This is a genomic window from Streptomyces sp. NPDC091209 (assembly GCF_044757755.1).
GTDB lineage: Bacteria > Actinomycetota > Actinomycetes > Streptomycetales > Streptomycetaceae > Streptomyces.
Genome location: NZ_JBIVVR010000001.1, coordinates 149557 through 168514, shown reverse-complemented (window position 1 = coordinate 168514; position 18958 = coordinate 149557). Strand labels below are relative to the sequence as shown.

The following is an 18958-nucleotide window of genomic DNA, read 5'->3' as shown; positions in this document are numbered from 1 at the left end:
CCGTTCTTCGCTGCGGTTCCGGAGCGTTTTCGGGAGCGGTCGCGAAAAAGCGGCCCGAGAGAGCGGCCCTGCAAAGCATCCGGAAAAGCGTCCGGAGAAAGCGGTCCGGGAGAGCGGATTCGGCGCGGCCCGCCCGTGATCGGGCGAGAAGCCGCTTACCGGGGAGGGCTCGCCGACAGGTGGGCCCGGCGGCGGTGGCGGACCTCCTCGCGCCGGGGGAGACTGCGGTTCATGGCTGTCTCCTTCCACCACCTCGTCGTCGACGCCCACGACCTGCCCGCGCTGGCCCGCTTCTGGTGCCGAGTCCTCGACTGGCGGGTGCTGTTCGAGGCCGAGGACGAGATCGTCATCGGCTCCGACGTGCACGCGCGGCCCGGACTCTGCTTCGTACCGGTCGTCGAGCGCAAGACCGTCAAGAACCGGCTCCACATCGATCTCGCGCCGGACGACCAGGCCGCCGAGGTCGAGCGGATCCTCGCCCTCGGGGCGCGCCGAGCCGACGTGGGGCAGGGCGAGGACGTCAGCTGGGTCGTCCTCGCCGATCCCGAGGGCAACGAGTTCTGTGTGCTGCGGCCGAAGACGTCGCTAGTGGACTGAGCCGGGCGTACCCGGAGCGCCCGGCTCCTCCCGCTCGACAGGCGTCCCCGGATCGGCGGCCGCGCGTATCAGCACGTCCGCCAGGCCCTCCCGGCGGATGCGCTGGTCGATGTACAGCAGGTTCGTCACCAGCGGCATGAACACCATGGAGAGAAGCTGGGTGACGAGCGTGGCGATCAACGTCAGTACCAGGTAGGGCCCCAGGTCGGGCATGACCTGGGCGAAGACGTCCGAGAGATGCGTGGGCCGCGGTGCCGAGGGGTCGTAGTGCGGGGTCGGCATCATCACCATCAGCGGCATCCTGATCGCGGACGAACCGATCCCCACGATGACCGCGCCGAGCATCGAGATGCCGAACGTGCGCCACCACGCGCCGCGTATCAGCCGGGCCGAACGCCGCATCGCCGTCACGGGCGACGCTCCCTCCAGCACGGCGGCCGCCGGGGCGAAGCTGAACAGGACGTACAGCCAGACCGTGAGCGGGAACGAGAGCAGCAGGAGCAGGAAGCCGATCCCGAACGCGAGGAAGGTCTCGGAACGCGCGGTGAAGAGGGCCGACACGGCGAAGAGCAAGCCGAACAGTGCCATCGGCACCATGACGATCAGGCCCGTCAGCAGCATCGCCCCGAGCACGGACGGGGTGCGCGCCCAGGCGCGCCGCCAGACGGCACCGACGTGAGCCGGCCGCCCGAGGACGGCGTCGTGCAGGGTCGCCGCGGACGAGGCCTGGATGAGGGCGCCGACCACCAGCGTGCCCAGGAGGGCGACGAACCAGGCGGAGCCGAAGGCGACCAGGACGGCACGGAAGTCGGTCCAGTCGGCAGACCGGGGCGCCGCGAAGACGCGATGCAACTGCCCCGCCGTCGCGGCGTAGGCGAGACTTCCCGCCCCGAGCACCAGGGCCACCAGGGCCAGTCCGAACAGCGCGGCGAGCCCGAACAGCGGCTTCGCGTAGCGGCCCATCGTGGTGAAGACACCGCCGAGGATCGTGTCCACGCCCAGCGGCGCCAGCGGGATCACTCCCGGCTTGGGCGGTGGCGGCGGCACCGGGCCCCAGCCGCCCGGTGCACCCCAGTACGGTCCCGACGGCCCGCCCGGGCCACCCCCGTAGGGTCCCGACGGCCCGCCCGGAGCACCTCCGTAGGGTCCCGACGGTCCCCACCCAGAACTGTGCGACATGCCTCTAGCGCTCCATCGTTCCCGGGAGTCAGTGCGACTCCGCCCCCACTGTGATCGCGAACGATATCTGGTGGGGTGCGGGGTGCCCATGGGATATCGGGCATCGCTTCGTCCGCGGACGCGGGCATCGACACGTAGACCCGTACGCATCTCCCGCATCCCATGTGTACAGTCGTACGCATGGGATATGTGCTGCTCGCGGGAGCCATCGCGGCGGAGGTCGGCGCGACCACCGCGATGAAGTACACGGAGGGCTTCAGCAGGCTGTGGCCTTCGCTGCTGACCGTCCTCGGATACGTCGTCGCCTTCGCGCTGCTCGCGCAGACCCTGAAGACCGTCTCGGTCGGTACGGCCTACGCGATCTGGGCCGGTGCCGGCACCGCCGCCATCGCGGCGATCGGCATGCTGTTCCTCGGCGAGGGGCTCACCGCCGCGAAGGCCGCCGGGATCGTACTGATCATCGGCGGAGTCGTGCTGCTGAATCTGGGCGGGGCGCACTGATGGCCGCGCCCGGCGCGGCGGACGGCGGTTGGTGATGGCGCGACGGTACGACCCCGAGCGGCGACAGCGGATCATCGACGCGGCGATCCGTGTCGTCGGCGCCAACGGCATCGCCGGTCTCAGCCATCGCTCCGTCGCCGCCGAGGCCGATGTGCCGCTCGGCTCCACCACGTACCACTTCAAGACCCTCGACGAGCTCATGGTCGCCGCCCTGCGCCAGGCGAACGAGGGCTTCGCCAAGGTGCTCGCGGCGCGCGGCACCCTGGACGACACCCGCGCCGACCTGGCCGCCGAACTCGCCGGACTGATCGGCGAATGGCTGGCCGGCGACCGTACGGGCGTGGAGCTGGAGTACGAGCTCTACCTCGCCGCCCTCCGCAGGCCCGCCCTGCGCCCGGTCGCCGCCGAATGGATCGACAGCCTCGTCGAGCCGCTGACCCGCCGCACCGATCCGGTCACCGCCCGGGCGCTGGTCGCGCTGCTGGACGGGATCTGCCTCCAGGTGCTGCTGACGGGGACGTCCTACGACGAGGGGTACGCGCGGGAGGTATTGACACGGGTCCTGCCGCGGGGCGGCCCGACCGGGGACGGCCTGGACGGGGTTCCGGACGGGGCCCCGGACGGGTCGGGGCGGTGACCGGTGTCGGTTCGGGTGGTACCCGAGGCTGGTCCTGGGCGGTCGCCGGGTGCGGCCTGGTGGTGACGGGAGAAGGTCCCGGAGCGGGGATCCGGTCGGGCTCCGGGCGGTGACTGGTGGCGGTCGGGGCGGTGGCCGGGGAGGGGCCGGGTCGGTCAGGGGGTGACCGGAGTTGGGCTGGGGCGTGGTCGGGGTGGCCTTGGGCGGCGATCGGAGAGGGGCGGAGTCGGGCCGGGGTGGTGGCCGGATGCCCGGTGACCGAGACGGCCCGCGTACCGGTTCGCTCGGGCGGCCCCCGCCAAGTTAGGTTTCACCCATGACCGACACGACTGCTTCTCGTACCACCGGCGCCGTCGCCGCCGGGCTCGCCACCCTGACCGCCGACGGCACCGTTCTCGACACCTGGTTCCCCGCGCCCGAACTGTCCGCCGAGCCCGGCCCGGCCGGCACCGAGCGGCTGTCCGCCGAGCGGGCCGTCGAACTGCTCGGCGAGGGAGCCGCGCAGGCCATCGGCCCGGACGCCCGCCGGGGCGTCGAGGTCGTCGCGGTCCGTACGGTCATCGCGTCGCTGGACGACAAGCCGCTCGACGCGCACGACGCGTACCTGCGCCTGCATCTCCTCTCACACCGCCTGGTCAAGCCGCACGGCCAGAACCTGGACGGCGTGTTCGGCCTGCTCACCAACGTGGCCTGGACCTCGCTCGGCCCGGTCGCCGTCGACGACATCGAGAAGGTCCGGCTGAACGCGCGCGCCGCCGGCCTTCACCTCCAGGTGACCTCCATCGACAAGTTCCCGCGCATGACGGACTATGTCGCGCCCAAGGGCGTCCGTATCGCCGACGCCGACCGGGTCCGCCTCGGCGCGCACCTCGCCGAGGGCACGACCGTCATGCACGAGGGTTTCGTGAACTTCAACGCGGGCACGCTCGGCACCTCCATGGTCGAGGGCCGCATCTCCGCCGGCGTCGTCGTCGGCAACGGTTCGGACATCGGTGGCGGTGCGTCCACCATGGGCACCCTTTCGGGTGGCGGCAACGTCCGGATCACCATCGGCGAGCGCTGCCTCGTCGGCGCGGAGGCGGGCGTCGGCATCGCCCTCGGCGACGAGTGCGTGGTCGAGGCCGGGCTGTACGTCACCGCCGGCACGCGCGTGACGATGCCCGACGGCGACATCGTCAAGGCCCGCGAGCTGTCCGGGGCTTCCAACATCCTCTTCCGCCGCAACTCGGTCACCGGAACCGTCGAGGCCCGCCCGAACAACGCGGTGTGGGGCGGCCTGAACGAGGTCCTGCACAGCCACAACTGACCGACGGCGGCCGCGAGTCGCGGCCGCCTCCACGATCGTCGCGCTGAACCGCTGCTGAACCAGCGCAGTTGATGTCAGTTGTCGACTCCGGTCGTCATCGAGCGCCCTCCCACGGCCCCTGGGCCGCCCGGGAGGGCGCTCGTGTGTGAGAGCCGCTTCGGGAGCGTTCCGCAGCCTCGGGGCCGGGCCAGGACAAGTCCAGCTCGCCGACCGTCTGACTCCCACTCGTCTCGCCGGTCGGACGGAAGCCGAGCCCCAGGTGGAAACCGAGGGTGCTCGGCATGGGGAAATCCTGAGGCGGTTGATCGAGTGAGCCACGAAGGCGGCCGCGGCCGCGGTTCGTACCCACGGTGCTGTCGGGTTGGGCCGGCCTTTAGGCGTCCAGGCTCGCGGCGAAAGCCGCCAGGGCCTCGAAGTCCGGCTCGCGCAGGCCCAGTCGTGGGTCGACGTGCTGCAGCAGTGCCGGTGCGGCATGGCGGGCGGCGACGAACGCCTCGTCGGCCGGGCCCTGTTCGTCGTCCACCCAGGCGAAGGGGCGGCCCCCGGCGTGGGCCACGATGCGGTCCGTCTTCCAGTGGACGCCGTCGGGGCGCTCGGCGAACAGGGCGCCGGTGAAGTCGACGTAGGGGAGTTCGGGCAGGCCGATCACCGGGGCGATCCAGCGATTGGCGGCGTCCATCCACGTGGTGGCCCAGCACAGGTCGTAGCCGAGGCCGAGGAGGGCACGGCCGTGGCCGGGGTGGAGCCACACGCGCAACGGCCGCCCGGGATGCAGGGCCACCCGGATCGTCGTGTACCCCGCGGGCCGACGCTCCTTCTGCGCCGCGTACGGATTGAGCGGGCCGTCGACGTCGAGGAACAGCAAGGGTCGGCTCATCGGGTCACGGTAGAGGACGCCGGGCCGGGGGAACGGGGATTTTCCTCCGGCCCGGAACGTCCCGGCAGGCACGGCGAGGGCGGCAGGGACGGCGAGGAGCGGGCGGGACGGTGGTCACGCGTCCGGGTGAGAGACGTCGGCCGGGGCTGTCGGACGACCGGGAGCCAGGGAGCGGACGCCCGGTATCGGCGAGGCCGGCAGCCAGAGCAGCGACAGCGTCCCGCCGACGCCGGCGACTACGAGGGTGACCCGGAGGCCCATGTGGGTGGCGAGGAGGCCTCCGAGGAGGGCGCCCACCGGACGCAGCCCGTAGTTGACGGTGCTGTACGCACCGGCGACCCGGCTGCGCATGCCATCGGGGATCACGTCCGCCTGAAGGGAGTTGAGGTTGACGTCGAAGAGCATGACGCCGACGCCGGACAGGAATTCGGCCGCGGCCAGGGCTCCGGCGCGAACCCAGAGCGGGCCGCCCGCGGCGGCGGCGAGGGCGATCGGCGCAGGGAACAGCACAGTGCCCACGACGATGCTGCGGCCGACGCCGAGCGTTTTCGAGATCCTCGGTGCGAGCACCGCGCCCAGCAGCGAGCCGGTGGCACCGATCCCGAACGCCAGGCCGATGACTCCCGCGGTCAGTCCGAGGCTCCGGCTGGCGAACAGGACGACCAGCCCGCTGCCCGCGACGAAGGTGAAGAAGTTGAGGGTCGCCGCGCACCCGAGGCTCGCGCGCAGGACCGGGTGACGGAGGACGAACGACAGCCCCTCCCTTGCGCGCCCCGGCAGTGAGAGGGCCGCCGGGTCATGGGCGGCCGGGAGTTCGTCGATCGGGATCCGGCCGACCAGGAGCGCGGACGCCAGGAACGTCAGGGCGTCGACGACGACGGCGACAGGAGCGGTCAACGCCTGGACCAGACCGCCACCGATCGCCGGACCGGCGACGTACGACGCGGACCGGCTCGCACTGAGCCTGCTGTTCGCGTCGACGTAGGACGACCGAGGCACCAACTGGGCGAAGAAGGGCGGATAGGCGGTGTTGAACAGCACCCCTGCGGCGCCGGTGAGCAGGGCCACGGCGTACAACTGGCCCAGCGTCACCGCTCCCGCCAGACGGGCGGCCGGGAGGGAGAGCAGTACGGTGGCGCGCACCAGGTCGGCGAGCACCATCAGGCGCCGCTTGTGGATCCGGCGGTCGACCCAGGCACCGAGGACGATCCCGAACAGGTTCGGGGTCCAGATGAGCGCCGTCAGCCAGGCCACCTGATCGGCTGAGGCGTGCAGCGCACTCACGGCGATCAGCGGCAGGGCCAGTTCCGTGATCCGGTCGCCGAACTGCGACACCGTCTGACCCGCCCAGAACCGGCGAAACCGCCGGTCACGCCACAGCGGCACGGGTAATTCCTGGTCCGCGGCGGTCATGGAGTCCCGCCGGTTTGTTCCTCGGCGCTCTCCGGCAGAACGTAACGCAGCAGCCGGACACCGCGGCTGTCGGCAGGCCGCGCGGCCTCGTCACGTGTCACATAGGGCGCGAGAACACGCTCGATCGCGTCTTCGACGGCGGCGAGCTCGTCGGCGGAGACCACGATGCGGGTGCCGGCCAGACCCGCGAGCCGCCGCCACACGGAATCGAGCCCGGGCTCGACCTCTTCGGCCCATCGGTTCGGCAACTCTCCGGCCCGCAGGAACATCTCCCGGGTCAGGGTCCGAGCAGCCGACCTGCCCTCCTCGTCGTCCGGATCCGCCGGCGCTTCGAACCGGAAACCCCGGGCCACCGCTTCCCACCGTCGCTGTCGGCGATCCGGGCCCGGCTCGGCATCGCGGATCAGCCCGAAGGCCGCCAGATGCCGCAGATGCCAGCTGGTCACCGAGGGGGTCGCTCCCACCTCGGGCGCGAGTTGTGTGGCCGTCGCCGGCCCGTGCCGCTGCAGGCGTTCAAGGATCGCCAGCCGCACCGGATGCGCCAGCGCCCGCATTGTCCGCGGGTCGGTGATCTCGATATCGCCCAGACGATTACCGGAGTCCATGACGTGAGAGCTTCCTCTCATATTTTGTGAGAGGCAAGTCTCACGTCTACCGTCTCCGGAAGCGCCGGGCCCCGTGGCCGGCTCACCCGGCCGGGCAGAGGACACCGGACCGGGGGCGGGAGCCCTTCTTTCGGCCGGTTCGTCGAGGGAGGCATAGCGGGGGGTGGTGGGGCGCGTCATCCGGGGCACAGGGGTGGGTCGCGAGGGGCCGCCGGGGAAGAGAAGGTGACGATGGATGCCGAAGGCCAGGAGAGTTTCCGGGAGTTCGTGGCGAACCGGTCGTCCGCGCTGCTGAGGACAGCCGTGCTGCTCAGCGGCGGGGACCGGCACGCCGCCGAGGACCTGCTGCAGAACGCGCTGATCAAGGCCGCGGGTCGCTGGCACCGGATCGACGAACCCGAGGCGTACGTACGGCAGATTCTGTACCGGCAGCAGGTGAGCCGCTGGCGGCTGAAGTGGCCGAGACGTGAACTGAGCGTCGCCGAACCGCCTGAGACGTCCGCCCAGGTCAACCCTGGCACGGACGCGTCGGCGGCCGCCGAACTGCGGGTCGTCATGCGCGGTGCGCTGGCCCGGCTCACGGCGCGGCAGCGCACCGTGCTCGTCCTGCGCTACTTCGAGGATCTGCCCGAGGCCGATGTGGCCCGGCTTCTCGGCTGCTCCGTCGGCACCGTCCGCTCCACGACGCACCGCTCGCTCGCCCGGCTGCGGACACTAGCTCCCGAACTGGCCGCGCTCGGCCGGGAGCACCACCCGCAGCCGCCGTCCCGTGACTTCTCGCCCGTGGAGGTACGCAGGTGAACGTCGAAGAACTCCTGCGCGACACGCTCCGGGAGCAGGCCGAGGACGGGACGTCTGCATCGCCCGGATTCGCCGACCGCGTGCTCGCCGTCCGCAGGCGCCGCAGGACCCGTACGATCGCCGCAGCCGCGGCGGCGACCGCGGCCGCCATCGCCCTGGCGGTGGCCGTTCCTCGGTTCGACAGCGGCGGGGACGACGTGCGCCCGGCGAGCCGGATGAACCGGAGCGACATCATCGCCCACCCCGACCAGTACCCGCCGCGCAGCATGGTCGCCGCGGGCGACACCGTGCTCGCCGCTTTCGTCATCAAGTCGATGGTGAAGCAGCCCGACAAGGACGAGATCTACACCCGCACCTACCATCGGCTGGACCAGCGGACCGGTACGTACGTCACGGACACCCGATGGTCCGTCATGGACACCGCCCCGGGCTCCCGGACCGCGGCCGTCCTGGAACGTCGGCTCCCCGCCCAGCGCGTCGGATTGCTCGACCTGACGACCGGCAAGGTGGACCGCTGGTTCCCGGTTCCGCAGGGCGTCGCCGGTGTCGCGCTCTCGCCCGACGGCAAGAAGATCGTCGCGACGACTTATTCGAAGAATCCGGACCGGCGCTACTGGAACCGCAGGATCGAGACCAGCGGACCGAACGGCGAAGCGGGCTACATGCTGAACGGAGTGCCCTGCAGGACCGGATTCAGTGTCATCGACGTGGCCTCGGGGCACTCCGCGTGGCACCGGGCGCCGGACTGGAAGGATCAGTGGGGGCACTCGGAGGGCGACCGCCGGGACTTCCGCTTCAACATCGACGCCTCGTTGGTCTACGAGCACATCACCAGCCAAGCCCACCGCCTGTACCACGATCTGTCGGGCAGGAAGGTGGCCACGCCCGCGCACGAGAAGAAGTTCGAGCTCGACTACGCCGGATATTCGCCCGACAGGAAGTTCCTGGTCAATCCGTCGGGGGTGACCGACATGACCACCGGCCGGCCGGTGCCCAAGGTGCCCGACAACATGGAGTTGCTCGCCTGGGCGGACAACAAGCGGCTCATCGTCTTTGAGAACAGCCCCCTGAAGGACAACCCGCACCGGCTCGCCCTGCTCACTCTGGGCACCTCCAGGGTCGTGCCGCTCACCGCCTACGGCCCCCAGATGGTGACCGAACTGGGTTCATGGGAAACCCTGTTCAGCGCCCGCTGAGCATCGATCCGTCACGTCCACCGCTCAGTGCCCACCGCCTCTCGGTGAGCCGCCAGCAGCCCGTCGACCGCTTCCCGGTCGGCGGGCCGCAGCGGCGCTCGCACCGGACCGGAGGGCAGCCCGAGGGAGTCGAGCACCGCCTTCGCCGTGACCGCGCCGGGCAGTCCGGCCGCCATCATCGACTCGACCAGCGGGAGCACCTGTCGCTGGCCCCGGGCCGCCCCGGCGGTGTCCCCGGCGTCGAACGCGTCCAGGATCGACCGGAACTGACGGGGTGCCACATTCGCGACCGTGCTGATGTACCCGGCCGCGCCGATCGCGTACAGCGCGAGGACGTACTCGTCGCAGCCCGCGTAGTACGCCAACTCCGTGCGGGCCAGCACCTTCTGCGTGCCCAGGAGGTCGTACGCGCAGTCCTTGACCGCCACGATCCGCGGATGCTCCGCGAGCCGGATCACCGTCTCCGGCTCGATCCGGGTCCCGGTGCGGCCCGGGATGTCGTACAGCACGAGCGGCAGCCCCGAGGCGTCCGCGATCTCCCGGAAGTGCGCCTCGACCGCGTCCTGCGGGGGCCTGCTGTAGTAGGGCGCGACCACCAACAGCCCGTCCGCACCCGCCTTCTCGGCCGCGCGGGCCAGCTCCACGGTGTGCCGGGTGTCGGCCGTCCCCACCCCCGCCACGATCGACGCCCGGTCACCGACGGCCTCGCGCACCGCCCGCACCAGCGCGGCCTTCTCGGCATCCGTCGTGGTCGGCGACTCGCCCGTCGTCCCGGAGAGCACCAGCCCGTCGCACCCCTCGTCCACCAGCCGCTCGGCGAGCCGCTGCGCGCCCTCGGCATCCAGCGCACCCGCCTCCGTGAACGGCGTGATCATCGCGCAGAGCGCGCGGCCGAAGCGAGGGACCGCTCGCGTCGCGTGCGGGGCGGCCGGAGGGGTGGTGACGGCGGTCGGGGGAGTGGGGGTGGCGTTCGTGGGAGTGGGGGTGGCGGTCGGGGGAGGGGTTCTCGGAACGGTCATGGAAAGAGTGTCGGGCGCCCCACTATGAAGCTCCACTTAAATCTTCTACGAGATATCGATAACGGATGCTACGTCTTTCGGTGATGCGGAGGCAGATGGGGATGGAGCGGAGGGGGAGGCGGCCGAGAGGTGGAGCCGTGGTGTCCCTCGGCGTGGAGGTGGCCCGCCGGGGCCGCCGGGGCCGGGTCGAGGCACTGGTGCCGAACCGGGCCTTCATGGGTCACCATGACCTGGACGGCAGTCGTCGGCAGAGCGGGAGGCGTCATGAGGCTCGGCAAGGCACTCGCCACCGGAGTCGCGGAGGAACAGGCCCACGCACACGCGGACGCGTTCGAACTCCCCGAGATCATCGAGGAGTCGGAGGCATCCGTGCCCGAAGAGGTTCCGGCCGGACGATGAGGCTGCGGCTCCCCGAGGAACGCCCGACGGAGCCGCCGACCGGATACAAGATCGCCCACCCGGTGCTGTCCCAGGACGGCACCCGGGCCGGGTTCACCGGCGTATCGCTGGGCGGCGCGCTGCCGTACGGAGTGCTGGACGAGGCGCGCTGCGTCTACGGGCGGCGCCACCGCGCGCCGCACCGCCGCTGCGACTGCGGCTTCCACTGCGTGCATGATTCGGCCGTCGCCGAGGCGATGCTGTGCACCGCCGAACACCGCGCCGCCGTTCTCCTCGAAGTCTCGGTCCTCGGCGCCTACATCCGCTTCGAGCGGGGTTTCCGCTATGCCCGTCAGCGGGTGCGCGGCGCCACCGTCGGGCCCTGCGGCTGCGGCGCCGTGGCCGTCGCGCTGGCCGACGCGGGCTGGGGGCGACCGGGCTGGCGCGCCCTGACGTCCGCCTGCGCGGGCTGCGTAGGCGGACGTACGTCGCTCTCGCTCGCCTCCTTCGCGCGGCTGGCCGGGGAGGGCCTGCGGGTCCGGGCCGCCGGCGGCCCCGTGGTCGTCGCGGCCGGTCTCGGGGTGTCGGAACTGGTCGCCGAGGCGGCGCTGCTCCAAGCCCGACTCGACTGGTTCCAGAGTCAGTTGGCCCGCCTGCACGACCGGGGATCGCAGGGATAGCACGGGCCGCTCCGGGTACCCGAGCCTCGGCGAGCGAGCGGAGGCGGGTCCTCGCCGCGAGCCCGCTCCGAAGGCGGTACAGCGGTCACCGAGGGCGCCGCTGAGGTTCGCCGGAGGAGCCGGAGGGGAGCGATGCGGTGGCGGACCGGTGTCCGGTCCGCCACCGCATCGTGCGTCCGTAGGTCCGGCCCGTAGGTCCGGTGCGTAGGTCCCGGCCCGCAGGCACGGTGTACAGTCCCGGCGCGCCGCCCCAGAACACCGCGCCGGCGCGCGGCCCCGACGCGCCGCCCAGCACCCCGCGTTGGCGCCCAGCCCGGTCCTCGGCCCCGATGCACCGCCCGGGCACGCAGCCCCGGCCCGCAGATCTGACGCCATGATCCTGACATCGCGGTTCTGGCTACCGCGGTTCTGGCACGGTCCCGCACCTCAGAGTCCCGGAATCGCGCTCCTGGCGTCACAGGCGCCCGGCGGTGTCTCGCTCGACCTTCTTGCCGAGCGGCACGATTCCCGTCTCCACCTTCCCCCGGGCCGCGCGCAGCGCCTGCAGCCGCGGGGGCCACTTGCGGGTGTCGCGGGGTTCGACGTAGGGCTCCTCGGTCGGGAGACGGCCGAGGGTGATGGCGCGCTGGCGGGCGAGCTCGGCGTCGAACTCCAGGCCCAGGAGGATGGCCAGGTTGGTGAGCCAGAGCCACACGAGGAAGATGATGGCGCCCGCGAGCGTGCCGTACGTCTTGTTGTACGAGCCGTAGCCGGCGGCGTAGACGGCGAAGCCCGCAGACGCGGTCAGCCAGATCAGGGTCGCGACCACGCTGCCCGGACTGAACCAACGGAAGCCGCGGCCCGAGACGTTGGGAGCCGCCCAGTACAGCAGCGCGATCATCAGCTCCACGAACACCAGCAGGACGGGCCACTTGGCGATCGACCACGCCGTGATCGCCGCGTCGCCGAGCCCGATCGCGGTGCCCGCCCGTTCGGCCAGCGGCCCGGTGAGCACCACGATGATCGCGCTCCCGGTGAGAAGCAGCATCAGCGTGACGGTGAGCGCCAGCCTCAACGGCGTGACCTTCCAGACCGGACGGCCCTCCGGCAGGTCGTACACCGCGTTGGACGCGCGGATGAACGCGCCGACGTATCCGGACGCCGACCACAGCGCCGCGAGCAGTCCGACGATCGCCAGCACGCCGCCCGTGCCGCCGCTGTCGCCCAGTTGCGCCACCGCGTCACGAAGGATCTCGCGCGCCGGGCCCGGCGCCAAGTCCCCTACGTTGTCGAGGAGTCTGTCCGTGACGCGCTGCCCCATGACGCCCAGCAGGGACACCACCACCAGCAGCGCGGGGAACAACGACATCACGCCGTAGTAGGTCAACGCGGCGGCGCGGTCGGCGAGTTCGTCGTCCCGGAACTCCTTCGCCGTGCGCCACACCGCGGCCGCCCGCGCCCGAGCGGGCAATTTGGCAGGGCCGTCCTTCCCGGCGGGCCCCGCCGTCACCGTGCCCGTGCCCGTGTCCCTGCCCGTCTTGGTGCCGGTGCCGGTGCCGGTGCCGGAGTCCGTGTCCGGACCGGAGTCCATGTCCGGAAGAGCTCGCTGCTTCGATTCCGGTCGCTTCTCGTCCATGACCGCCGTGTTGCCCGAATCGCGTCGCTGAAGCCCGCCGGTGCCATCCCGGACGCACGGACCCGGGCTCCCGGGAACCCCGGCCTCGGGCGCCCCGATCTGCCGGACTCCCCGGCTTCCCGGGAACCCAGGCCCGCAGGAGCATGCGACCCGCCGACGATCCAAACCGTCTGGACAAAAAAAGTTTTCGGTGGGACGGTGGAGTCATGTTGGACGTGACCGTGATCGAGGACGCCGAGGCCGCCGCCGTGTCGCTGGACCCCATACGGGCCCGGCTGCTGGCCGAACTGGCCGCCGGACCCGCGTCGGCCGCCATGCTGGCCGGCAAGGTCGGCCTGCCCCGGCAGAAGGTGAACTACCACCTCAAGACGCTGGAGCGGCACGGTCTGGTCGAGCTGGCGGGCGAGCGTCGGAAGGGCAATGTCACCGAGCGGCTGATGCGCGCGACCGCGGCGTCGTATGTCATCTCGCCGCTCGCGCTGTCCGCCGTACAGCCCGATCCGGACCGCTTCCGGGACCAGCTGTCCGCTCGCTGGCTGCTCGCGCTCGGCGCCCGGCTCGTCCGGGACGTCGGCTCGCTCGTCACCGGCGCCGCGAAGGCCCGTAAACGACTGGCGACGTACGCGCTCGACGGCGAGGTGACCTTCGCGTCGGCCGCCGACCGGGCCGCGTTCATCGAGGAGTTGACGGCCGGGGTCGGCGCGCTCGTCCGCAAGTACCACGACGGCGACGCGAAGGACGGGCGCCCGCACCGGATCGTCGTAGCCGTCCACCCCACGGTCAAACCGGAAGCCACGGCTGGACCCGAGGCCGTGGCGGAAGCAGAAACCGCAACGGGCTCCGGAGCCACAACCGGAGTCGAAGCCACGGCCGGAGTCGAAGCCGCGGCTGGATCCGAGACCGCGGCCGGATCCGAGACCACGGCTGGACCCGAGGCCGTGGCGGAAGCAGAAACCACAACCGGCTCCGGAGCCACAACCGGAGTCGAAGCCGCGGCCGGATCCGAGACCGCGGCTGGACCCGAGGCCGTGGCGGAAGCAGAAACCGCGACGGGCTCCGGAGCCACAACCGGAGCCGAAGCCGCGGCTGGATCCGAGGCCACGGCTGGACCCGAGGCCGTGGCGGAAGCAGAAACCGCGACGGGCTCCGGAGCCACAACCGGAGCCGAAGCCGCGGCTGGATCCGAGGCCACGGCCGGATCCGAGACCGCGGCTGGACCCGAAGCCGTGGCGGAAGCAGAAACCACAACCGGCTCCGGAGCCACAACCGGAGTCGAAGCCACGGCCGGAGTCGAAGCCACGGCCGGAGTCGAAGCCACGGCTGGAACCGAAGTCACGGCCGGAACCGAAGCCGTGGCTGGATCCGAAGCCGTGGAAGCCCCCGCAGGCCGCGAAGCCGCCCACTGATCATTCAGGAGTCGTCATCATGTCCAAGGAATTCGAGATCGCCCGCGAGTACGAGGTCGACGTGCCGCCCGGCCAGATGTGGGACGCGATCACCAGCGGCAGCGGCGGCTGGCTGTGGCCCATGGAGTACGAGCCCCGCGAGGGCGGGGCCGGCCCGTTCGGCAGCGTCATCACCGCCTGGGACCCGCCGCACCGGCTGACCGTGCGCAGCGAGGACCTCCCGATGCCGACGCAGAGCCTCAACCAGATCGACCACACCATCGAGGCCCGCGACGACGGCCGGCGCTCCTGGGTGCGGTACGTGCACAGCGGCATCTTCACCGACGACTGGGACAACCAGTACGACGGCGCCGACAAGCACACCGACTTCTATCTGCACACCCTGCGCGAGTACGTGACCCACTTCGCGGGCCGCCCGGTCGCCTTCGCGACGTTCCAGGGGCCCGACGAGTCCGCGGCCGCCGACGCCTTCGCCGCCGTCGGACGGGCGCTCGGTCTCGCGGACGACACCGCCGAGGGCGCGCGGGTCCGCGTCGAGGGGCCCGACGGCGGGGCCTTCGACGCCGTGGTCGACTACCGCAACCCGTACTTCCTCGGGCTGCGCACCGACAACGCGCTCGTCCGCTTCTTCGGGCGCGGCCGATGGGGCGCGCCGGTCGGCATGAGCGTCCACGACTTCGCGCCCGACGCCGACGCCAAGGCCGACGAGACCGCCTGGAAGGGCTGGCTCGACGGGGTCTTCACCGTCTGACCCGTGCGGCCGCGAATCCGTGCGCGGGGCCATGAGCCCCGTGCCGCGGGAGTCCCCACCAGCGCGAAGAGCCCGGCCCCGAGGGACGTCCGGGGGCAGACGAAGAGCCCGGCCCCCCGGACGAAAGGGCCGGGCTCTCGCGTACTTGAGCGACTACGCGTACCTGGCTGACTACGGACGGAACCGCAGCACCTGCGGGTCGTGGTCGCTGATCTGGTCGGAGAACTCCGAGTTGATGTGCACGCTGTCGTAGTCGAAGTCGCAGCCCCTGCGAATCGACGGGCTGACCAGGATCTGGTCCAGGACCTGCTGGTTGCCCTGGTAGTCGTACGTGTAACGCTCGCTCTTCGGCAGCGACTTGATCGCCGACCAGAGGTCGCCGTCACCTTCGAGGATCTTGGTGGTGTCCGAGAACTCGAAGTCGTTCATGTCGCCGAGGGCGAGCACGTCGGCGTTCTTCTGCGTCTTCAGGATCTCGTCGACGAAGGAGTTCACCGCCGTCGCCTGCAGATGGCGCTGGGTCTCCGAGCTGCGCGACGGGGGCTGGTACTGCGCGGTCAGCCCCTGGTCGCCCCCCTTGGAGTTGAGGTGGTTGGCGATCACGAAGACCGTGTGGCCGCGGAAGACGAACTCGCCCGCGAGCGGCTTGCGGCTGCTCGTCCAGGCCGTGTTGGCCGGGTCGACGCGGCCCGGGGACGCGGTGAGCTGCGCCTTGCCGTGCACCTTCGTGATGCCGACGGCGGTCGTCGAGTCGCCGCCCGCGCGGTCGGTGAACGAGACCCGCTCGGGGTTGAAGAGGAAGACCTGGCGGATGTTGCCGCCGGGCTCGCCGCCGTCCTGGTCGTTGACCGGGTCGATGGAGCGCCAGTCGTACTTCGGGCCGCCCGCCGCGACGATCGCGTCGATCAGCTTGTTCACCGTCTGGTCGGCGGCGACCGTGCCGTCGTCCGTCGCGCCGTTGTTGTCCTGGATCTCCTCCAGGGACACGATGTCGGGCGACTGCAGGTTGTTCACGATCGCGGACGCGTGGGCCGCGAACGTCGCGTCGCCCGGGTCCAGGTTCTCGACGTTGTACGTCGCCACCGCCAGCTCGCCGCGAGACTGCTTGCGCGTCGTCTCGCGCTCCAGGCCGCCCTTCTTCAGGGTGCCCAGCTGGTTGGCGGCGAGCGTGTAGCCGCCGAACTGGTTGTAGTCCAGCGGACCCGCCGTGGTGCCGGTGAGCTTGTCGCCGACGTTCGCGGTCGGGAAGTCGGCGGTCGCGCCGAGGGACTGGATCTGTATCCGTCCCGTGTTCTGCGAGGTGTACGAGCCGTAGATCGTGCCGCCGCGGCGGGTGGCGTGCTCGTGCGGCTTCACCGTGACCCACAGCTCCGTGTACGGGTCGGTGGCGGTGACCACACGGGTGTCGGCGACCTGGACGTTCATGCCCTCGAGGGACTCGTAGTAGTCCAGGGCGTACCGCTTCGGCTCCAGGGTGAGCGCGTTGACCGAACCGCTCGCGGCAGTGTCGCCGGCGGGAGCGTAGACGTCCGGCACGGACTTCGCGTCGACGACCGTCGCGGCCGGGACGGCGTTGCCGCTGGAGACGACGGTGACCGTCGGCTTGCCGATCTCCGTCACCGACTGGTTGCCGGTGGAGACGCCGCCCGGGACGTACTCCGAGACCGTGCCCGTCACCGTGACGGAGTCGCCGACGGCGACCTTGGGGGCGGAGCTGGTGAAGACGAAGACGCCCTCACTGGTGGCGGGGTCGGCGTCCGGGGTGGGGTCCTGGAACCAGAAGCCCTTGGACGAACCGTAGGTCCGTACGCCGGTGACGATGCCGGCCACGTCCGTGACCTTCGTGCCCGCGAGGGGGGACGTCCGGGTGGTGCCCTGGATGTCGTGGATGTGGACGGTGTCCGCCTGGGCCGGGGTGGTGAGCACCACGGCGGAGACGGTGGAACAGACCGCGGCGACGGTCAGCGCGCCGATGCGCGCGGTTCTCTTGCTCGGCAAGGGAATCCCTCCGGGGACGTTCGTGAGCGTCGGGACGAGGGTGGACTGGTGGGGGGAGCGCGACCTGCGTGCGGGCCGGTGACGCGCGTAGAAGAGGGTGGACCACTGGGCCGTTGAACTTCTACGCGCGTCAATCTCGTTTGTAGCGAGGGGAGTTGTCAAGGTTTCGACGGTGTACGAGACCTGTCGGATACATGAACCGGGCGGCATGGGTGGAAATCCGTCTAGGCTGAGCAGTTGGCACGGATGTACCGGGCCGCCTTCGGATTCCCGAGTCCGCCGGCGCCCGGCAGGGTCCGGTGCCCGCCGCGGCCGACGGTGCCCGCCGTCGTCCGGCGCGGCTCCGGGCGAAGGCCCCGCCTGAACCGCTTGCCCTGCCAGCTCTGTTCGTCGTGGTTGTTCGGAGGAGAACTCAGCCGATGTCAGACAGCTCTTCCCTGCCGCCCGTGCGGCTGCACTCCGAGGCGCAGCTCGCACGGGACGCGCTCACCGCGCCGCTGCTCTCCCGCGCCGCGCGACTGGCCCGCTGGGCGGGCCCCGGCACCCGGGTCGGCGCGGGGGGCGAACTCGTCGAGGAACAGCTTCCCGAGGCGGCCGGCGTCCTCGGCCTGTCCGGCGAGGAAGCGGCCGCCCTCGCAAGTGAGGCCTGGCGGGTGGCCGTCGACGCCGGACTCGTCGAGATCATGGACGAGGAGGAGGGCACCGTCACCGTGGGCGAGGACCTCGCCCTGCTCACCTCCGGCGCCCCGCAGGACGTGCTCGGCGTCTGGCTCGGCGCGCTCGACATCGTGCTCGCCGACGCGAGCGTGCCCGACCTCGGTGATCTCGTCGACGCCATGGATGAGGAGGGCGAGATCGACCTCTCCACGCTGGACTGGGACCCGGAGGCGGAGTCCGAGTTCCTCGACGGAGTGCTCGGCAACCTGTACCTGCTCACCGTCGGCGAGGACGCGCTCGGCGAGGTGCCGGTGCCGCTGCCCGCGCTGGCCGCCTCGATGGTCCTGCCCGACGACATGGGGGAGCCCACCAACGACGTCCTGGAGCAGGTCTCGAACACCATGATGCGGCTCGACGAGCAGTTCCGGCTGCTGGAGCCCATCGGTCTCGTCGCCTTCCAGCCCGTCGACGAGACCCTGATGGCGGCCGCCGCCGAGGAGCCGGCCGCTGCCGAGGACATGGACGTGTCGCGGTACGGGGTGGTGCGCCTGACACCGCTCGGTCTGTACGGGCTGCGCGCCCGGCTGATCGAGGCGGGCTTCTCCGCCCCCGCCGTGGGCGAGCTGACCGACAAGGGCGCGGACACGCTGCTGGACGGCACGGCCGGATTCCCTCCGACAGCCGCGCAGGCCGAGATCGAGCAGTGGCTCGCCCGGCGCGAACCGCTGTCCGCCGCACAGGAGTTGCTCTCCGCGGCGCGCGGCGCCGACACGGGTGCCCCACTGCGCCGCCTGCACTGCCAGCAGGCTCTCGCGCTGGTCGGCATGGAGGCCGAGCCCGCCCTGCGCGAGGTGCTCGGCGACGCCGAACTGGGCGGTCTCGCCCGGGTCTGGCTCTCCGAGCGCGGCGCGTCCGACGTGCCCCCGCCGTCCGAGGCGATGGTCTTCTGGCTCACCATCGACACGGTGGCCGCGCAGCTCGCCGCCGAAGGGAACTCCGACGAGCTCCAGGCCCTGGTCGAGGGCCTGGCCCGGCAGCACAGCGGTTTCTTCGACACGGCCTGGCGGGTCGAGCACCCCGCCGCCCCCGACGTCCTGGAGGCGATGGGCCGGCTGCACCCCGACAAGAAGGTCGCCAAGGAAGCCCGTAAGGCGGCGTTCAAGGCCCGGTCGCAACAGGGCGGGTGAGGCGGGCACAGGTGAGGTGACTCCGGCGCGGGGCGCGGGCATCGGTGAGGTGACTCGGGCGAGGGCGGATCGCTCCGCGGAGCCGAGCGTTCCCCTGCGCCGGTCGGGTGGATTCATGGAAGCGGGACCTCTGAAGTCGGCGCGCGTTCAACTCG

General features: G+C 71.5%; 17 protein-coding genes and 1 pseudogene. 11 read left to right on the top strand and 7 right to left on the bottom strand.

Annotated features, from left to right (window positions below):
- Window positions 1-231: 231 nt before the first annotated feature.
- Window positions 232-597 carry a VOC family protein gene (locus ACIQRL_RS00780; protein ID WP_401325204.1) on the top strand — a complete coding sequence of 122 codons (366 nt, stop codon included), beginning with the start codon at window positions 232-234 and terminating at the stop codon, window positions 595-597.
- On the opposite strand, the gene ACIQRL_RS00775 is transcribed toward ACIQRL_RS00780, so the two are convergent.
- Complete coding sequence (locus ACIQRL_RS00775; protein WP_401325201.1) at window positions 586-1617, bottom strand: oxidoreductase; 1032 nt, start codon at window positions 1615-1617, stop codon at window positions 586-588. The genes ACIQRL_RS00780 and ACIQRL_RS00775 overlap by 12 nt on opposite strands.
- Window positions 1618-1956: 339 nt before the next feature.
- Between ACIQRL_RS00775 and ACIQRL_RS00770 the strand changes: the two genes are divergently transcribed.
- The 3 genes from ACIQRL_RS00770 to dapD all read left to right on the top strand — a co-directional run bounded on the left by ACIQRL_RS00770 (window position 1957) and on the right by dapD (window position 4220).
- Entirely contained in the window at window positions 1957-2277 is a 321-nt protein-coding gene (locus ACIQRL_RS00770; protein WP_401325199.1) for a DMT family transporter, read from the top strand.
- Between the two features lie 34 nt (window positions 2278-2311).
- Complete coding sequence (locus ACIQRL_RS00765; RefSeq protein WP_401325196.1) at window positions 2312-2914, top strand: TetR/AcrR family transcriptional regulator; 603 nt, start codon at window positions 2312-2314, stop codon at window positions 2912-2914.
- A 316-nt stretch (window positions 2915-3230) separates the two neighbouring features.
- Window positions 3231-4220, top strand: coding sequence for a 2,3,4,5-tetrahydropyridine-2,6-dicarboxylate N-succinyltransferase (gene dapD, locus ACIQRL_RS00760; RefSeq protein WP_401325194.1), 990 nt, complete (start codon window positions 3231-3233; stop codon window positions 4218-4220).
- Between the two features lie 373 nt (window positions 4221-4593).
- On the opposite strand, the gene ACIQRL_RS00755 is transcribed toward dapD, so the two are convergent.
- The 3 genes from ACIQRL_RS00755 to ACIQRL_RS00745 all read right to left on the bottom strand — a co-directional run bounded on the left by ACIQRL_RS00755 (window position 4594) and on the right by ACIQRL_RS00745 (window position 7115).
- Entirely contained in the window at window positions 4594-5097 is a 504-nt protein-coding gene (locus tag ACIQRL_RS00755; protein WP_401325191.1) for a hypothetical protein, read from the bottom strand.
- Between the two features lie 114 nt (window positions 5098-5211).
- Complete coding sequence (locus ACIQRL_RS00750; protein WP_401325188.1) at window positions 5212-6510, bottom strand: MFS transporter; 1299 nt, start codon at window positions 6508-6510, stop codon at window positions 5212-5214.
- Complete coding sequence (locus tag ACIQRL_RS00745) at window positions 6507-7115, bottom strand: ArsR/SmtB family transcription factor (protein WP_401325186.1); 609 nt, start codon at window positions 7113-7115, stop codon at window positions 6507-6509. The genes ACIQRL_RS00750 and ACIQRL_RS00745 overlap by 4 nt, the downstream gene beginning before the upstream one ends.
- A 231-nt stretch (window positions 7116-7346) precedes the next feature.
- On the opposite strand from ACIQRL_RS00745, the gene ACIQRL_RS00740 reads away from it, so the two are divergent.
- A complete protein-coding gene (locus tag ACIQRL_RS00740) occupies window positions 7347-7916 on the top strand; it encodes a SigE family RNA polymerase sigma factor (RefSeq protein WP_401325183.1) in 570 nt (189 codons plus the stop codon).
- Entirely contained in the window at window positions 7913-9112 is a 1200-nt protein-coding gene (locus tag ACIQRL_RS00735) for a WD40 repeat domain-containing protein (protein ID WP_401325180.1), read from the top strand. The genes ACIQRL_RS00740 and ACIQRL_RS00735 overlap by 4 nt, the downstream gene beginning before the upstream one ends.
- An 11-nt stretch (window positions 9113-9123) precedes the next feature.
- Here ACIQRL_RS00735 and dapA read toward each other — a convergent pair whose 3' ends face one another.
- The gene (gene dapA, locus ACIQRL_RS00730) at window positions 9124-10131 is read right to left on the bottom strand and encodes a 4-hydroxy-tetrahydrodipicolinate synthase (RefSeq protein WP_401325177.1); all 1008 of its coding nucleotides are present in this window, start codon (window positions 10129-10131) and stop codon (window positions 9124-9126) included.
- Window positions 10132-10356: 225 nt separating this feature from the next.
- Between dapA and ACIQRL_RS00725 the strand changes: the two genes are divergently transcribed.
- Both ACIQRL_RS00725 and ACIQRL_RS00720 read left to right on the top strand, forming a co-directional pair.
- Window positions 10357-10530, top strand: a complete 174-nt coding sequence (locus ACIQRL_RS00725; RefSeq protein ID WP_401325174.1) for a hypothetical protein — start codon at window positions 10357-10359, stop codon at window positions 10528-10530.
- On the top strand, window positions 10527-11189 hold the full coding sequence (locus ACIQRL_RS00720; RefSeq protein ID WP_401325171.1) for a hypothetical protein: 663 nt from the start codon (window positions 10527-10529) through the stop codon (window positions 11187-11189). Before ACIQRL_RS00725 ends, ACIQRL_RS00720 begins: the two co-directional genes overlap by 4 nt.
- Before the next feature lie 454 nt (window positions 11190-11643).
- Here ACIQRL_RS00720 and ACIQRL_RS00715 read toward each other — a convergent pair whose 3' ends face one another.
- Window positions 11644-12804, bottom strand: a complete 1161-nt coding sequence (locus ACIQRL_RS00715) for a YihY/virulence factor BrkB family protein (protein ID WP_401325168.1) — start codon at window positions 12802-12804, stop codon at window positions 11644-11646.
- Window positions 12805-13010: 206 nt separating this feature from the next.
- Between ACIQRL_RS00715 and ACIQRL_RS00710 the strand changes: the two are divergent.
- Together ACIQRL_RS00710 and ACIQRL_RS00705 are read left to right on the top strand one after the other, a co-directional pair.
- A pseudogene (locus ACIQRL_RS00710) lies at window positions 13011-13625 on the top strand (ArsR/SmtB family transcription factor); the annotation flags it as partial.
- 604 nt (window positions 13626-14229) lie between these two features.
- Window positions 14230-14961 carry an SRPBCC domain-containing protein gene (locus ACIQRL_RS00705; protein WP_401325165.1) on the top strand — a complete coding sequence of 244 codons (732 nt, stop codon included), beginning with the start codon at window positions 14230-14232 and terminating at the stop codon, window positions 14959-14961.
- A 171-nt stretch (window positions 14962-15132) separates the two neighbouring features.
- Here the strand turns inward: ACIQRL_RS00705 and ACIQRL_RS00700 are convergent, their stop codons facing one another.
- Complete coding sequence (locus ACIQRL_RS00700; protein WP_401325162.1) at window positions 15133-16959, bottom strand: endonuclease/exonuclease/phosphatase family protein; 1827 nt, start codon at window positions 16957-16959, stop codon at window positions 15133-15135.
- Between the two features lie 419 nt (window positions 16960-17378).
- Between ACIQRL_RS00700 and ACIQRL_RS00695 the strand changes: the two genes are divergently transcribed.
- A complete protein-coding gene (locus tag ACIQRL_RS00695) occupies window positions 17379-18803 on the top strand; it encodes a hypothetical protein (RefSeq protein ID WP_401325159.1) in 1425 nt (474 codons plus the stop codon).
- The last annotated feature ends 155 nt before the right edge of the window (window positions 18804-18958 follow it).